Origin of the sequence: Methanoregula sp., from assembly GCF_049518935.1 — an archaeon.
GTDB lineage: Archaea > Halobacteriota > Methanomicrobia > Methanomicrobiales > Methanospirillaceae > Methanoregula.
The window spans coordinates 16750-32665 of the sequence record NZ_JBEKRH010000008.1 but is presented as its reverse complement, the minus strand read 5'-3'; the positions used below and the strand labels follow the sequence as shown (position 1 = coordinate 32665).

The window sequence follows — 15916 nt, the reverse complement described above, 5'->3', positions numbered from 1 at the left end:
GGAAAAAACGGGAGTTCACTGTTGCCTGACCCGCCGTGAATAGACGAAGTATCCTAGAATCCCAAGAATACCGATAACGATCAGCGCCAGCAGGACGGGGAGGCCCAGCATATTGATAAAGGATCTGGCCGGCACAACCTGCACGTTGACCTTGAGCGGGTCGGAGGTGATCTCGTTATTGAGGGCATCCCGGTAGATTACCTCGGAATCAAGACCGTATTCCTTGACCGTTGCATCGGAATCAAGGGAGACCTCATAGGACGCCTGCCGGATATCGCCCGGGGCCATGGTACCGAGGAACGCGGTATCATCGTTGCTGGTGAAGGGGTCGACCGCGCTGATCCGCGCCTGTGCATTATACGCTGTCGCGCCACCGGTGTTCTGGAACGTGACCGTGATCACGGATTTCGCTCCGGGCGAAAGGGTGGCCTTGACCGGTGTCACATTGAAATGGATTTTTTCACCGACCGGCACCCCAATGGTCTCCGCTGCGGAATCAACATACACGCCATTGGAGTTCTTGTAATTGACCACCACGCCAAGCGGGTAAGTTTTCTGCTGGGCATCGCTTGAGACCATGAGGCGGAACGTGCAGTTTGCAACTGCACCGGCCGGGTAATCCCCGATATAGAAGTTCCCTTCTGTGGGCGAGAGCGGGCTCTGGCCGACCTGCTGTATCATTACCACTGCATCCTGACCATCCTCATACCCGGTATTCTTGAGATGGATGATGACATAGCCTTCATTTCCCACGTTGAGAGCCTGCGTATCGATCGACACCGCGGTGATCTGGACATCTGATTTGATGGTTATCGGGATCGTCACGGTCTGGTTGATGGGTTTATATGTATACATGAGCGTATCGGTACCGTACTGGTTGGCGGTGTAGAGATATGTGTAGTTCAACGTGACCGGCAGGTTATACGTGCCTGACGGTGCATCCTGATTGATGGTGATGTGAAACGTGGCCGTTACAACCGAACTGCCGGTGAGATCCCCCACCAGCTGCGGATCAGATTTGACCTGGAGAGGAGCATCGGCCGCTCCAAGGCTTACGCTGAGCTGCTTGGCCGTATTTGAAAGATCCCCGGGATTAATTATCGAGGACTTGACGATCTTGTATTGGTTAGTCCCGCTGTTTTCAATGGCGATTGGTATGTTGATTTCATCCCCGGGTGAAAACTCGTTGGTTCCGGATATGTGTGCTGAAAGTTCCGGGCTTCCGGTCATGTACCGGCTTCCGGAATCATCTGCTAGGGACGGCACGGCCAGCAGGATTACGGTTACCACGGCAAGGCATACATACAGGTATCCCCTCATGCTACCCGGTAGACGGATCTCCTGCCCTTCGCGGGTGCGTATCAATCTTTTTCTCTCTCCATGTTTCCAGATTGTTTCACTCATGTTGTTCCTCGGTTGTAATTCAAACATTTAAACTGCGGGATTATACGTTCCTAAATAGAACACATTTTCTACATTATTGCGTAACCTGACCAAAAAAAATAATCGTAATGAAAATTTTTTCAAGCCTCATTTTCAGATCATGTATTCTTTTTCACAAGCTCTATCATCGTTTCCATGATGATTTTGTACTCACGCCCCATAGCGAATAGAACAAAGATTGCAATTGTTGCATCAAGTCCGATATCCCACAATTGATTGAGATTAAAAGGGTTTCTCAGAATGTCCAACATTACTTCCCCATTATCAAAGCTAATCAAATATTTAATTTTAAAGGTAGTAGATTAACTTTAATTGTAACATATAGTTGTAATAAATAATTGTTACAAATGACCATAATCTATTTATACAATAGTCCTAATTTCTAAAGAATGGATAATTTTCAAAACGAGACTCTCAAAATACTTGAAATTCTCAAAAACTCTCCTCACGGTATGAGCATTACGGAAATCGCGCGTGCAATACAAAAAAATAAACATTCCGTTGGACGATATCTTGAAGTATTACAGGTTTCCGGACAAGTTGAAATGCGAACGTTCGGGAAAGCCAAAGTCTTTTCAGTAGCCAGCAGAATCCCACAGGATTTATTAATGAATTATTCTCATGAGTTTATTCTCCTACTTGATAAGGATAACAGAATTCTCCACGTTAACAATTTTTTTCTCGATCTCATGAACACCCCCCGTGCGGCGATCCTGGGAAAAAATTTCTCTTATTTTTCCGTTTCACCATCTCCATCACAAACTATTCTGGATTCAATACAATCCTGCCTTAAATCAGATATTTCTGAACACGAGATAACTATAGAAAATGATATACATAAAACATATTTTATAAGAACTATATCCATTGTTTTCTGTAACGGCACAAAAGGAACTGCTGTTTCGATGGAAGATATTAGTGACAAGAAAAATGCAGTGTTTCTGGAACTTAAATACAACACCCTTCTGAATCTTGTATCCAATAGCCCCCATCAGGGAATTCTGATCTGTAAAAACGAGCATGTTATCTTTGCAAACAAGCAGATTGAAAAATTATTTGGTCTCGCATGCCAGAGAATACCACTCTTCTATTTGATGGAACGAATTATTCCGGAAGACCGGGATTGCATCAGGAAACAGTTTTCGGAATGTCAAGAGAACAAGCAAAAAATTTCGGATATATCATTCCGTGTAGAAGGTGCCTCAGGAATCAGAAGTAAAGTCAGCGGTCGTCTCACATTATTCGATGAGTCTGGGGTGATATCATATTTTTTACTGTTAACCGATATTCCTGAATAGAGGATAATCAGTACTTCCAGGGCATTCTTTGTCAGCAGAACCTAGTATTAGAAAAGAACCCTCTTTAAACAGGGTTTTATCGCATGACTAATGAATACAACACGAAATTTACAATCTGCCGGATTCTGTTGAGGGAATATGGGAAAAACCCTTTTTAAATATCAAGATGCCCCAGAATATTCTTGTAAATGTACGAGGACGGCGATTTTTTCTAAAAATCCGGGAAAATTCCACGGTTTTTCATAAACTCCTAAATTTTTTGAGAGAGACTCCGAAAATTTGATACTTTCCAATAATAGCACAATATAATTACCTTAATAACGATTTTTAAAATTTTAAAACGAGGTCACCTGTTTTCTATAAGTTTTGAAATCATTAATTACTAGGAGTAACAGTACTCTGATTAATGAAAAACAAAAAACTGTATCTGATCTGTTGCACCGCGTTGCTCCTTATAATTGCGGCAACTGGGTGTGTTGCGCCGCCAAAAGATACGTCAGCCGTAGTGACTTACACATTTAATCCCGATGGAGGTACACCCACGAATACAACGAGTGCTTCCTATGTAACAGAAGTTACTCCGTATATTAACTCGCATGATTCAAGTGTATGCCAGACTGCAACACTTGGATTTACCACCTTCGTATCCCCGACACCCCCACCTTCAGATAAAAGCTGCCTGATAAAAACAACTACTCAGACGTTCATGTATAACGGAACTGCATTCACATTTGACCTGAAAAATCCACCGATGTATATCAATTATACAGTTATCCCTACGAATATTACGGTAAACAAAGCGGCAACTTCACAATATTTATCAAAAGAGGATGTGACCTACCAATTCTCCACGTACGATCCTCAATCATATTTTGAGATCACAGTCCGTAACAAAACCTCCGGGGAGATCTATCTTCAGGACGGCTTCGGCCCTCAGTATACTACGTACTTGGACCGGACACTTAAAGTATTAAATACGGATGATATGTTGATCGAGTTGAAAGGCAACAAGATTACTGCAACAGTAAGCTTCTGGGTAAAGCCGCAAGGCAATTTTGATGATCCCGATAATATGACTTTTGATGCCTGCACATACTGGGAAGGAACACCTCGTTCGAACACAGCAGTTGCTTTGGTAACCGCAACTACGACACCTTCGTGGACACCCGGATCAGTTATCCAAGAATAACTCTTATTTTTATTTCGAGGATATAACATCCCTTTTTTAACGGTGAGATATTTAAGCGATAAAAGCAATTTAAGTAAGGCAGGCATTAAACGCGTCCCGGTGGGGTAGTGGACATCCTAGAAGATTGCGGATCTTTTGACCCGGGTTCAAGTCCCGGCCGGGGCGTCTCGTTTTATCATCTCGAACCTCCGAGAACATTTTCCCATGAATCTTTTACGTGATAACGGTTTTTATCCGGTAATTCCGGATCAATGTGAAAACGGGATTTGGAGAAAAAGATTTTCTCGATTAATATGCATGGGAATAATGTGTCCGATATTGTCAGGCAAATTCACGATCCGAGGATCTGTGTCAGCACAAGAAACGTATATACGCAGCTTGTGATCGCCAACACAACTATCACACCGAAGTCCCGCGCATGGAAAATGAATTCCCGCAACCGGGTTCGCTTTTCGGTACGGTAGCCGCGGATATCTATTGTCAGTCCCAGTACGGTTGCCCGGGATAATGCATTGGATACGAGAGGGATAACCACCGGGGCAACACTACGAATCTTTCCGATCAGCCCGGTCCCGGGGTTGTATCCACGCGCCAGTTGTGCTTCATGGATCCTAATACCCTCAATCTGGAGTGTCGGGATAAATCTGAGGGCAACAAGAAACATGAGTGAATAATCAATCGGAATTTTCATACGGTCCATAGTATGAACAATATCCCGTGGTTGTGTTGAGATGACAAAAAGCTGGAAGGCACAGATCAGGATCATGAACCTGAGCGTAAGGACCAGCCCGAATTCGACAGCACCTGTCGTCACCGGAAGACTTCCTCCGAGGATAGGGGACCCGTAAGGGATAATGTATCCAATGATATCACCACCAGGCATCGTGATGATGGTTATACCGATGAGGATCACACTCATGATCGCGATAAGACGGAACTGGTGCAGGACTTCAGGACCCAGGTTTGCGCAATAGGAGATTACGAGAATCACAATTACCAGTAATGCAAGAAACCCGAGATTCGTTGACAATATGGACATCATTCCGAAGACAAGAATGAAAAGTATTTTGGTTACCGGGTGCAGACGGTGAAAAAAACCATCCTTATGGACATAAGCGAGAATCTCAGCCATCAACGTGCACCACCAGCGGAATCGGAAATGATCCTTCCTTTCTCCATCAGGATAACACGGTCTGCACAATACTGCGCAATTTCCCGGTTATGAGTGATGACGATGATCGTGTGTCCGGCCAGTTGGAGCGTCTTTAATATTTCCATGACAAGTCGTGCTTCAATTCCATCGAGCCCGGTAGTGGGTTCATCCAGGACGATGGCAGGAGGCCTCATGGCGATAACACAGGCAATGGCGAGCCTCTGGCGTTCGCCACGGGAGAGCCAGCGGGGGTAGAGATCTTTTGTATGGGTCAGCCCTACATCTTCCAGTGCTTTGTCTATCACAGAATTCCCCTCGGAAAATCCAATATTTTTCAGGCCGAACTCGACTTCTTCCCGGACAGTATCGGCAAAGAACATATGATCGGGGTTCTGGAATACCAAGCCCACATCACGGGCAAGATCCGTGATGGTGCTTTGCCGGGTATTTTTCCCGCCAATAAGCACGTTGCCATGGGTAGGTGCAAGGAGCCCGTTGAAATGCTTGACGAGGGTGGTCTTTCCGGATCCGTTCTCACCGACTATTGCAACAAACTCACCGGCATGAATTGAGAGGTTCAGAGAGTCAATTGCCAGTATGTCGCCATAGGAATATGAAAGATCTTGCACGGAAATAACCGGATCTGAAGTGGCAACCGGTGACAGAGCAGAGGTGCCGGATATCGGTTTCAGGTCACGAATTCCTGAAAAATCAGGAAGCACGATCTTCCGCAGTCGTTCATCTGCAAATATTTCTGCCGGGGTCCCCATCGCGCTGATCTTTCCGTTTTCCATTACAACAAGAGTATCGACAATTTCCCTGAAATGCGAAAACTTGTGTTCGACAAGAAGAATTGTTTTTCCCTGTGCCTTGAGATTTTTCAGTATCGAGACAATTCTTCCGGTAGCATGCTCATCCAGTTCCGAAGTCGGCTCATCAAGGATCAGGATATCATTGCCAAGCGCAAGTGTTGCAGCAAGGGCAACTCTTTGTTTCTGACCCCCTGAAAGGTTATGCGGCGAACGGTTGCGGAGTTCTGACAGGTGGGTAACCTGCATGATCGATGCAAGACGTTCTTCAATGACCGCTGCTTCCAGTCCCCGGTGCTCGAGTGCCGAGAGGATCTCCTCTTCAACCGTGGTGAAGATCATCTGCGCTTCAGGATCATCAAAAACAATGCCGATCTTTTGTGCAAGAGCCGAGAGTCCGGTATATTCGGATACATTTTTTCCATCAACCGTGACAGATCCCTCTTTTTTCCCACCGTACTCATGGTGAAGAATGCCGGCGGCAGCAAGGCAGAGTGTAGTCTTTCCGGCTCCGGACGGGCCGGTAACCAGTATACAGGTTCCTTCCGGCAAAGAGAGAGAGAGATCGTGCAGAGCGGTCTGCACGGTATGGGGATAGGTGTAACTGACGTTTTCGAGATCTATCATTACTATCCTCGTGACAATACCCGGTTGGCAGGTATGTAGAGGATTTGGACGATAACGGCATTAAATACCGCAGTTACGACGACGATGGGGACAAATACGATGATGAATGCATCCAGGGTGTGATATTTCTGGACTATTGTCGGCATTACTGCAATGAGTGCGATCGCAGCAAAGGAAAATCCACTGACCAGCGTAACAAGGAAGGTCGTTGCGGTAGGCGCAAGTTTTGACCGGTTTTTAATAAGGGCATACACCGCAAAGCAAACCAGCGCCCCAAGAGGTTCGCTGATCAGGTTTGCCGGGGGAAATATCGATCCCGAAATCAGCATCGACAACACTCCCGCAACAAGGCCGATCCCCACAGCCTCGAGCATTGTCGGTGCGATGAGGATGATCGCAAGACAATAGAATGCGATGATCATGTTCGGGGTGAGGGGCGTATGCAGCATCGCAAGGAAATACCGGAGGATTGCACCAATTGCGAGCAGGATTCCAACAATAGCAATATCTTTTGATTTCAGGGTCATGGTTTGCACATCCAGAGATTACAGGTTACCGAAAATTATTTGCAAGAAATTCCCAGTAGTGACCAAATTATACCTTGATGTATACATTTGTTCATTCATTTATTAAGATTTGCCTTTCGGGAACAGCATTCCGGCAGGAATCATCAGTTACACAATAATCCCGGAGTGATCTCCGTAAGGACATCCCTGAATCCTTTACACCGACCGTTAACTTCATTGCCTGTCCCCTCACTGTGACGTATGTGAAGTGATCAGGATGGTATTTTCACCCGGCAGCATTGAGATCTACAAGGAATCCCTTGCCCTCCATGCACTGCATAAAGGAAAACTGGAGATCCATTCCAAGATCCCACTGAAGACCAGGGCAGATCTTTCACGGGCATATACGCCGGGTGTTGCTGAAGTCTGCCGGGAAATTGCAAGGGATCGGAATCTCGCGTACAAATACACCCTGAAAGCAAATACGATCGCTATTGTCACGGATGGATCAGCCGTCCTTGGCCTGGGAAATATCGGAGGCTATGCAGCAATTCCCGTCATGGAGGGAAAAGCAATTCTCTTCAAGGAGTTTGCCGGTGTGGATGCATTCCCGATCTGTTTTGAGAACTATGAGACAGACTTCGTCGACCAGGTAAAAAATATCGCCCCGGTCTTCGGTGGCATCAATCTCGAGGATATCGCAGCCCCGAAATGTTTTGAGGTAGAGGACGCCCTTCAGGATATTGGTATACCGGTGATGCACGATGACCAGCACGGGACAGCTGTGGTTGTCCTTGCCGCTCTGCTCAATGCCTGCAAAGTCACCGGGAAAAAATATGCTGATCTTAATATCGTCATCTGCGGTGCGGGAGCTGCAGGATTTGCCATCACCCGGCTGCTCAAGTGTATCGGTTACGATCCCCGGGTATGCACCCGGGTAAATGAGATCATTGTCTGCGATACGCAGGGAACCATATTCCGCGAACGGCAGGGATTGTATAAAAACAAGTACAAATTCATTATCGCTGAAGAGACCAATAGGCCGGCCCTTGCCGGTTCGCTCTCGGATGCAATGATTGGGGCGGATGTATTAATTGGTGTTTCAGCACCGGGTCTTGTAACCGAAGAGATGGTCAGATCGATGAATAAAAAGGCCATCGTATTTGCCATGGCGAATCCGGTCCCGGAGATCTGGCCCGATGCAGCACTGCATGCAGGGGCGATGGTTGTCGGTACCGGAAGGAGCGATTTTCCCAACCAGATCAACAATGTCCTCGCATTTCCCGGAATATTCCGGGGGGCACTCGATGCCCGGGCCACGCGGATTACGGATGAAATGAAGATTGCAGCAGCCCATGCGATCGCCGGTTGTGTCCCAAAGCCAAAGAGCGATTGTATAATGCCCAACATCCTTGACAAGACCGTCACAAAAGTTGTCGCAAAAGCCGTGACAAAAGCGGCAATCAGCTGTGGCTGCAGCCGCAGCGTTGACTAACGGGGCAATTCCCGAACAACTATCCGTACCCGGTAATATCGTAATCGATCAGGGTGGAGTTCTTTGCACATTCCTTGCCATGGATGAGAACTTCGTCGATCATCTTCTTCAGGATCGCAGGGTATATTGCGCCAACCATTTCATGGACGGGTTTCCCGTTGCAGAAAAATTTGAACGTGGGAGTGCTTTTAACTCCATACCGCTCTGCAGTCCACATGCTTGTCAGGATATTGATGCGGACAAAAATAACTGAATCTTGATACTCTCCGGCATAACTTCTGAAATACGGCTCCATCTGGTGACAGAAGGCACAGGTCGGTGAGTAGAACATGACGGCAACGGGTTTTTTGGATTTTTCCACGGTATTTTCCCATGTAAGCTCATCAGTCTCAATGAGCAGATCATCGTTTTGCGGGATTACCGGAGTGACAACAGGCTCCGGAGCAGCGGGTATCTTCCCGTTTTTTTGTGGATCTTCCATCATAGAGAATTCCCTAGAGGCTCACTTTATGGTATATGACCATATAGTTTGTTGTAAAATAGGGGAACTGAATAAAGATACTAACCAGTAAATTTTATGTCCGGAAAATAATGGTTCCGAACAGTCAAAGAGATCGAAAAGGGTGACAATACGATGCTGATGAGAATCGGAGGAAAAGAATCTCCATCCCTTGATGACGCCTGGACTGAGGTAAAAAACCCGGCAACGGGCGAGGTGATCGATCGGATCCCGGCAGGATCCGCGGATGATGTTGCACGGGCAGTGGATGCAGCCGAAACTGCATTCAGGGCATGGAAGAAGAAAACCCCGCGCGACCGGGGCATGATCCTTTTCCATGCTGCGGAGAACGTACGAAAGCAGCATACAGATCTGGCCGCACTTCTCACAACGGAACAAGGCAAGCCCCTTGCCGAGGCCATTGACGAAGTACGGGGATTTGCCAACATCCTGGAATTTTATGCCGGGATCTCAGCACAGCAGCAGGGTGAGATGATTCGTCTCGGTGCGGCCGGCGATTGCCTGGTGACCCGCGAACCCCTGGGGGTCTGCGGTGCAATCATTCCATGGAATATGCCTGTACTTATCATGGGATGGAAAGTTGGTCCTGCACTCCTCGCGGGCAATACCCTCGTTCTCAAACCTGCCTCCACCACCCCTCTTACCAATCTCCGGCTTGGAAAAATTCTCGACGAATCCGGGCTCCTTCCGGGAGTCCTCAATATTGTAACAGGAAGCGGGGAATCTGTCGGGGAGCCACTCGTAAAACATCCTTCGGTCCGGAAGATCTCCTTTACCGGAAATGTCACTACGGGCCTGCGGATCCGGGACCTTGCACATCAGGGTCTCAAGGTAATCACGCTGGAGCTTGGGGGATCAGATCCGATGATTGTGATGAACGATGCGGATATCGACAAGGCTGTCGATGGCGCTGTCAGGGGCAGGTTTTACAATGCAGGCCAGACCTGTACTGCGGTAAAACGGCTGTATCTCCACGAGAGTATTGCAGAACCGTTTATCAGGAAGATGAAGGAGCGGGTCGAATCCCTGCGTATCGGGAATGGCCTTATGCCGGCGATCGATATGGGTCCGATGAACAACGCCATTCAGCGCGAACAGATCGCGGGAATGCTCGATGAGACCCGGGATAAGAATAACGGTACTATCCTGACAGGCGGGTGTACCTTGCAGGAAGGTACCTATAAGCAGGGCTATTTCTATCAGCCGACGCTGGTAACCGATGTTGTCCCGGGAAGCCGGCTTGTCACGGACGAACTCTTCGGCCCGGTGCTCCCGGTTATGACCGTGCCGGATCTTGAGACCGCAATCCGCGAGGCAAACAACACGCGATTTGGCCTCGGTGCATCGATCTGGACCTCAAACCTCGCCACAACCCGGCGGGCTTTTGATGAGATCAGGGCGGGCATTATATGGGTGAACCGGCATCTTACGGTACCGCCGGAAGTTCCGTTCGGGGGCACAAACGAGAGCGGAATCGGCCGGGAGAACGGGCACCATGCGCTTGACCAGTATTCGGAGACAAAGACGCTGTTCCTTGGCTGGTAAATAAAAATAAAACTTCAGGTATTTTCTTTTTTTATCAGCAGTACGATAAATGCTGTGGCAGTCGCCCCAATGCAGATACCTGCTGGCAACGCTGATTTTTTTGTCGTGGGTATAGCAGAAACCGGGAGGGTAGTCACCGTCTGCGAGGGTATTGCGGTTGTTGTCGGGATGACTGAAAGCACGGGCGCTGTTGTCGGGAGCGTTTCCACTATATTGAACGTGGCAGACCCGCTGACATCCTGGGTAATGCCCTTCACCATGACGATATATTCATCGGGTTTGAATCCCGTCGCGTCCACATCAAACGACCAGAAGTTATGCCCATTGGTTCCTTGCTGAACCTGGACAACTCCGCTCGCACCGGAAAACGTACTGTCCTGGTTCTTTCCGGTAGGTGTGAACGATGACGAATACACATCCACCTGGAGATTGTCCCCGGCGGCAAGATTTGTGGATCCGGTAATGGTAAATTTATCCCCTACTGCATGGTCGCCAATCGGGTTGATAAATGCATCCGGAGGACTGACAGAAAATGAGGATGTAGCAAAAGTATCATCGATATTCTGGCTGTTGATGGCGCTCATGAGGGCTGATGCCGCATCCGGGCTCTGGAGACTTCCGGCCTTTCCGAGCTGGAATATTGCCATACCATTGCCGAGCTGACGGTTAATTACGTTGCCGGTCGAGGAGTCGTAGGTTATGTCAAACTGACCGTTCATCATCGGGTGCTGGACGATCACCAGATACTGGCCGGATGCGAGATTTGCAGTATCGGCGGATTTCATTTCATAACTGTAGGTATTGTCATCATTGACCTGGATATTGGAAATGGTAAGGTAATTGTACCCGATAACCCAGACCATAAGCCCATTCCGGGGATGGCCGGTGGCAATACCATGAATTGTTACGGGATCTCCGTTAGAGATCACCGGTACGGAAGACTGGGACGTCCCGGGCATCAGATCGAGCGCCTGTGACGGTGCCGCTACAAGGAGAAGACTGATACAGAGCGTAAGAAGAATCATTTTCCGGATTTTAAAGAAACCTGCATGAAACATGCAAAAACCTCCCATCTTTTGTACCACGTTTTCCGCGAGTATCTGATAGATGTATCCCTTTGGGTGCACGTTCCGGCAACATATCCATTCAAACTGATAACATTACCGGGATTTCAGGTATCTGAATTCCTATCCGGAAAACAAACAACCAAATCGAAAAAGATTTTCGTGCGCTAAAACCATAAGAAGAAGTGAGTGGGAGGAGTAAGCCTCCTTTTGTTTTAGCGGCATTCAGCTATGCGTCAAACCCGGACGGATACCGGACGATCCATATGTCCTGTTCTGACTTGGTCGTTTCTGTGCCATTGCCGTGACTCTCGCCACCCGTACTTGCGTACGGCTGCGTGACCGGTGGGTGGGGGGACTTTCCTCAGCGACACTGAAGTCACCGTCGGCCGCTCTCTCCCTCTCCTGTAATTATACGACTTTGAAGAAGATAAGCACAGCGCCGGAAGACCGGAACACTACCATTCTGCGCAATAAACTACGTAATATCTGAAAAATCCGATAGATTGTTATCCAAGATGGACTATAGACCATCACAAGCATGGGGGAACACCATGGATTTACTCACCGCTGATGAAGGAAACCTGGCCGTCCGCTCTGCACGCGGCACGATCGATCATGTCTGTGCTAAAAAACCAAAACCCGTACAGAAGCTGACGCCGGTTTTCCGGGACAAACGGGGGGTGTTTGTCACGATCAGCAAGCACGGGGAGTTGCGTGGCTGCATAGGACTCCCGTATCCGGTCATGCCTCTCGGGGAGGCAATCGAGCATGCCGCTGCCGCCGCTGCGCTGGAAGATCCCCGGTTTCCCCCGGTAAAAAAAGAGGAACTGGGGGATATCTCCCTTGAGGTCACGATCCTGACCGTCCCGGTTCCCCTGGAAGCCAAGCCGTCAGAGCGCCCCCATAAGATTGTGGTCGGGCGTCATGGGTTGATCGTCCGGGGCATGGGCACCAGCGGCCTGCTGCTCCCCCAGGTTGCCACGGAATACAGCTGGGACGCCACGACATTTCTTGAACACACCTGCATGAAAGCCGGCCTCCCGGACCACTGCTGGAAGAACGAATCTGTGGAATTTCTCACTTTCGAGGGCCAGATCTTTTCCGAGAAGGCCTGATGCGCTGAGGGCAACCGTTTAACCTGAAGAGAGCTTATTTAAGGGCACATACGGTGCGCCATGGCAATTGCATTTGAAAGTCTGGACAGTGATTGTGCGGGACGCGCAGGAAAGCTGACAATCGGAAAAAAGACGGTCAGGACACCCGCGCTGCTCCCGGTCATCAACCCCCATCTCCAGCTGGTCACCCCAAAGGAACTCAGGCAGATGGGCGTCGAGGCGCTCATAACAAATGCCTACATCTTCTCCCAGAGCCAGCAGTACCGCGAACTGGCGCTGGCGGAAGGGCTCCACAAACTCCTGGATTTTGACGGCGTGATCATGACTGACTCCGGCTCGTTCCAGCTCTCGGTCTATGGCCAGGTCTCGATCACTAATACCGAGACACTCTCATTCCAGCGCGATATCGGGAGTGATATATGGGTTCCGCTCGACATCCCGACATCCCCCGCATCTGACCGCGAGACCACGGAACGGGAACTCGCTGTCACCATGCAGCGTCTCAAAGAAGCCCGGGATGTGTTCGGCAGCGATGCACCAATCGCGGGTCCTGTCCAGGGAGGTATCTTTGAAGATCTCCGGGAGCGGGCAGGCCGCGAGGTGAGCGATCTCGGGTTCTCGTTCTGCCCGGTGGGTGCAGTAGTCCCACTCATGGAATCATACCGGTACCGGGATCTTGTCAGCGTCGTTATGGCCGCAAAACGAACCCTCGCACCATCCGCATGCGTCCATCTTTTCGGTGCCGGTCACCCGGCCATGTTTGCCCTTGCCACCGCGATGGGGTGCGATCTCTTTGACTCGGCAGCCTATGCTCTTTATGCAAAGGATGGCCGGTACCTCACCTCGCACGGCAGTTACCGTATCGGGGAACTTGCCGATCTTCCCTGTGCCTGTGCGGTCTGCCGTTCGCATACGGCCGAAGAGCTCCGGACAGCAAACGATCGCGAGCGCCTGCTTGCTCTCCACAACCTCCACGTGACCCTTGCGGAGATCGCACGGATCCGGCAGGCAATCGCGGATGGCACGCTCTGGGAACTGGTGGACGAACGCTGCCGCGGCCACCCCCAGCTCCTTGCCGGTTACCGGGCCCTGCTCGGTCATGTTCCTGCACTCGAAGCCCATGACCGGGTATCGAAACGACGGTTCTTTTACCGGGGCAGCGAGAGTTGCCGGCGCACCGAGGTCCTGCGGTACCAGCGCCAGCTCTCACGCCTTAATCTGGGAAAAAATGTACTTGTATCTTTTGACGGCAGCCGGGCAGAGGGATTTGATGATATCCTGCACTTCAAACCGCCTTTCGGCCCGTACCCGGCTGAACTGAGAGAGACATTTCCCATCGGACCGTGCGAAATCCCCGAGTGGGACGAGGATATGGTGCGACAGGGATGTGTGGGAATAAAATCTCTTGCTGATAGCCATCCTGACAGCCGGATCGTGCTCTCCTGTAGTCATCGCTGGGAGCCGGTTGTCCGGAAGGAACTCGCCACTATGGAGATCTGGCATGCCCCGCTATAACATACGGAAGCGGGACGGCCTTGCCCGTACCGGTCTTTTCGAGAACGGAGCGACAACACTGAAATTACCTGCGTCCGCCGATTGCGAAGAACTTTTCCCCGCACTCCGGGAAGAAAAATATACCAACATTCCCCTGTCTGCACCCGCAGCTCTCGTGCTGCAGTTTCCCCCGGCAAATACCGGTCAGCCGATTACCATCCATCCACGGCTCGATAATTCCGCACAGAGCGGTGACTGCGTAATGGTTGCCGGATGGCATACGGCTTATGCTAATCCCAGGAACTACGTGGACTGGCTGGTTGAACTCAAGGAGAAGACACCAGCCGACACGGCATGGTATGCTCCTGCCGCTGCCCTCCCGTCAACAGCTGCAATCCTCTGCTATTCCGGGTTTGACCTGTTCGATTACGTTGCCGTGGATCTCATGACCGCGCAGGGCCGGTTCTGCACGCCGGAAGGCGATTTCCCCAAGGAGGTGATGGCGACCGGCATGTGTGGTTGTGCAGGGTGCCGTGATGGTAATCTCAAAGAGCACAACCGGCAGGCACTCCGGCAGGAGATTGCCCTTGTCACCCGGTTTATCGAACAGGCGCAGCTCCGTGAACTGGTCGAGTCCCGGTGCCGGATGGATGCACCCCAGGTAGCAATCATGCGCCATCTTGACAACAAGTATGCTTTCATGGAAGTGCAGCAGCCGATAGCAAGGAACGGCATCATGCGGGCGAACTCCGGCGAGTCCATGCAGCGCGTGGAAGTGCGGAGATTTGCGGATCGGGTTGTGGGCCGGTATATCCCGCCCCGCTGCGATGTGGCAGTGCTCCTTCCCTGTTCGGCACGGAAACCGTACTCCCTCTCCCAGAGCCACCGTAAATTCCAGATGGCTGTCGGGAGCCGGGCCCACGAACTGATCGTTACCTCCCCGCTTGGTCTTGTCCCGCGGGAACTGGAGACCATCTACCCGGCCGGCCATTACGATGTTCCGGTCACCGGTTACTGGGATGCAGAAGAATGCGCGATCATTGCCGGGGTACTCGAACGCTACTTCCGGCGCCACCAGTACCGGCGGATAATCGCCCATCTCGAAGGCGGAGCCCTGAAGGTGGCCCGGCAGGCAGCCGAAGCCTGCGGTATCACACTCGAATATTCCTGCACCGGGAACCCGGTAAGCCCGGCATCACTGAATGCTCTCGATGATTCGCTTGCGGGCGAACGGAAGATAAAAGATGACCGGCTCCATGGCATGATCTCCTACCAGTTCAACGTGGATGTTGACACCAAAGGGACCACGCTGCGCGGTCATTACCCTGAGCTCTTTTACAGCAAAGGAAATACGCAGCTCTTTTCTATCGACACAGGAACGGGCATGCTCCGCCCGACATTCGATGGATGGAAGATGATACCGGAAGGGTACCGGGTCTGGATCGACGATTTCATACCGGAAGGTGATGTGCTGGTGCCGGGTGTGACAAAAACCGATCCCGATATACGGGACGGCGATGAGGTGCTCGTTGTCGGAGCGCGTGCGCTCGGCACCGGCCGGGCTGCGCTGCCCTCTGAAGATATCCCCCGATCGAAGCGCGGGGTGGCCGTCAGGGTGCGTAAGATAAAAAAGGTGTAGGTTCAACAAGTACGAT

Annotated in this window: 14 protein-coding genes, 1 tRNA gene and 1 other RNA gene; 8 read left to right on the top strand and 8 right to left on the bottom strand. The window is 50.3% G+C overall.

Annotated features, from left to right (window positions below; translation table 11 throughout):
* Window positions 1-15: 15 nt before the first annotated feature.
* Complete coding sequence (locus ABSE13_RS06985; protein ID WP_424027791.1) at window positions 16-1404, bottom strand: COG1361 S-layer family protein; 1389 nt, start codon at window positions 1402-1404, stop codon at window positions 16-18.
* 137 nt (window positions 1405-1541) lie between these two features.
* Window positions 1542-1694, bottom strand: coding sequence for a hypothetical protein (locus ABSE13_RS06980; RefSeq protein ID WP_424027790.1), 153 nt, complete (start codon window positions 1692-1694; stop codon window positions 1542-1544).
* Window positions 1695-1832: 138 nt separating this feature from the next.
* Here ABSE13_RS06980 and ABSE13_RS06975 point away from each other — a divergent pair, with 138 nt between their 5' ends.
* From ABSE13_RS06975 to ABSE13_RS06965, 3 genes are all read left to right on the top strand, one after another.
* The gene (locus ABSE13_RS06975; RefSeq protein WP_424027789.1) at window positions 1833-2741 is read left to right on the top strand and encodes a PAS domain S-box protein; all 909 of its coding nucleotides are present in this window, start codon (window positions 1833-1835) and stop codon (window positions 2739-2741) included.
* Between the two features lie 406 nt (window positions 2742-3147).
* Complete coding sequence (locus ABSE13_RS06970) at window positions 3148-3930, top strand: hypothetical protein (RefSeq protein ID WP_424027788.1); 783 nt, start codon at window positions 3148-3150, stop codon at window positions 3928-3930.
* Window positions 3931-4023: 93 nt separating this feature from the next.
* Window positions 4024-4095: transfer RNA gene (locus ABSE13_RS06965), tRNA-Arg, on the top strand.
* Between the two features lie 166 nt (window positions 4096-4261).
* Here the strand turns inward: ABSE13_RS06965 and ABSE13_RS06960 are convergent.
* The 3 genes from ABSE13_RS06960 to ABSE13_RS06950 are packed head-to-tail and all read right to left on the bottom strand — an operon-like array spanning window position 4262 to window position 7040.
* A complete protein-coding gene (locus ABSE13_RS06960) occupies window positions 4262-5062 on the bottom strand; it encodes an energy-coupling factor transporter transmembrane component T family protein (protein WP_424027787.1) in 801 nt (266 codons plus the stop codon).
* Window positions 5062-6519 carry an ABC transporter ATP-binding protein gene (locus tag ABSE13_RS06955; RefSeq protein WP_424027786.1) on the bottom strand — a complete coding sequence of 486 codons (1458 nt, stop codon included), beginning with the start codon at window positions 6517-6519 and terminating at the stop codon, window positions 5062-5064. Before ABSE13_RS06955 ends, ABSE13_RS06960 begins: the two co-directional genes overlap by 1 nt.
* 2 nt (window positions 6520-6521) lie before the next feature.
* Window positions 6522-7040 carry a tryptophan transporter gene (locus tag ABSE13_RS06950; protein ID WP_424027862.1) on the bottom strand — a complete coding sequence of 173 codons (519 nt, stop codon included), beginning with the start codon at window positions 7038-7040 and terminating at the stop codon, window positions 6522-6524.
* Window positions 7041-7302: 262 nt separating this feature from the next.
* On the opposite strand from ABSE13_RS06950, the gene ABSE13_RS06945 reads away from it, so the two are divergent.
* A complete protein-coding gene (locus ABSE13_RS06945) occupies window positions 7303-8520 on the top strand; it encodes an NAD(P)-dependent malic enzyme (protein ID WP_424027785.1) in 1218 nt (405 codons plus the stop codon).
* A gap of 19 nt (window positions 8521-8539) precedes the next feature.
* Here ABSE13_RS06945 and ABSE13_RS06940 read toward each other — a convergent pair whose 3' ends face one another.
* Window positions 8540-9004: a thioredoxin family protein gene (locus tag ABSE13_RS06940; RefSeq protein ID WP_424027784.1), complete on the bottom strand. Its 465-nt coding sequence runs from the start codon at window positions 9002-9004 to the stop codon at window positions 8540-8542.
* 150 nt (window positions 9005-9154) lie between these two features.
* On the opposite strand from ABSE13_RS06940, the gene ABSE13_RS06935 reads away from it, so the two are divergent.
* Window positions 9155-10585, top strand: a complete 1431-nt coding sequence (locus ABSE13_RS06935) for an aldehyde dehydrogenase family protein (RefSeq protein ID WP_424027783.1) — start codon at window positions 9155-9157, stop codon at window positions 10583-10585.
* Between the two features lie 14 nt (window positions 10586-10599).
* Here ABSE13_RS06935 and ABSE13_RS06930 read toward each other — a convergent pair whose 3' ends face one another.
* Together ABSE13_RS06930 and rnpB are read right to left on the bottom strand one after the other, a co-directional pair.
* On the bottom strand, window positions 10600-11610 hold the full coding sequence (locus ABSE13_RS06930; protein WP_424027782.1) for a hypothetical protein: 1011 nt from the start codon (window positions 11608-11610) through the stop codon (window positions 10600-10602).
* 226 nt (window positions 11611-11836) lie between these two features.
* Window positions 11837-12054: RNase P RNA component (gene rnpB / locus ABSE13_RS06925), an RNA gene on the bottom strand.
* Window positions 12055-12203: 149 nt separating this feature from the next.
* On the opposite strand from rnpB, the gene ABSE13_RS06920 reads away from it, so the two are divergent.
* Genes ABSE13_RS06920 through arcS form a run of 3 tightly spaced genes read left to right on the top strand, consistent with a single transcriptional unit; the run spans window position 12204 to window position 15900 of the window.
* The gene (locus ABSE13_RS06920; protein ID WP_424027781.1) at window positions 12204-12767 is read left to right on the top strand and encodes a TIGR00296 family protein; all 564 of its coding nucleotides are present in this window, start codon (window positions 12204-12206) and stop codon (window positions 12765-12767) included.
* A gap of 60 nt (window positions 12768-12827) precedes the next feature.
* Window positions 12828-14282: a tRNA guanosine(15) transglycosylase TgtA gene (gene tgtA / locus ABSE13_RS06915; protein ID WP_424027780.1), complete on the top strand. Its 1455-nt coding sequence runs from the start codon at window positions 12828-12830 to the stop codon at window positions 14280-14282.
* Window positions 14269-15900: an archaeosine synthase subunit alpha gene (arcS, locus tag ABSE13_RS06910; protein ID WP_424027779.1), complete on the top strand. Its 1632-nt coding sequence runs from the start codon at window positions 14269-14271 to the stop codon at window positions 15898-15900. The genes tgtA and arcS overlap by 14 nt, the downstream gene beginning before the upstream one ends.
* The last annotated feature ends 16 nt before the right edge of the window (window positions 15901-15916 follow it).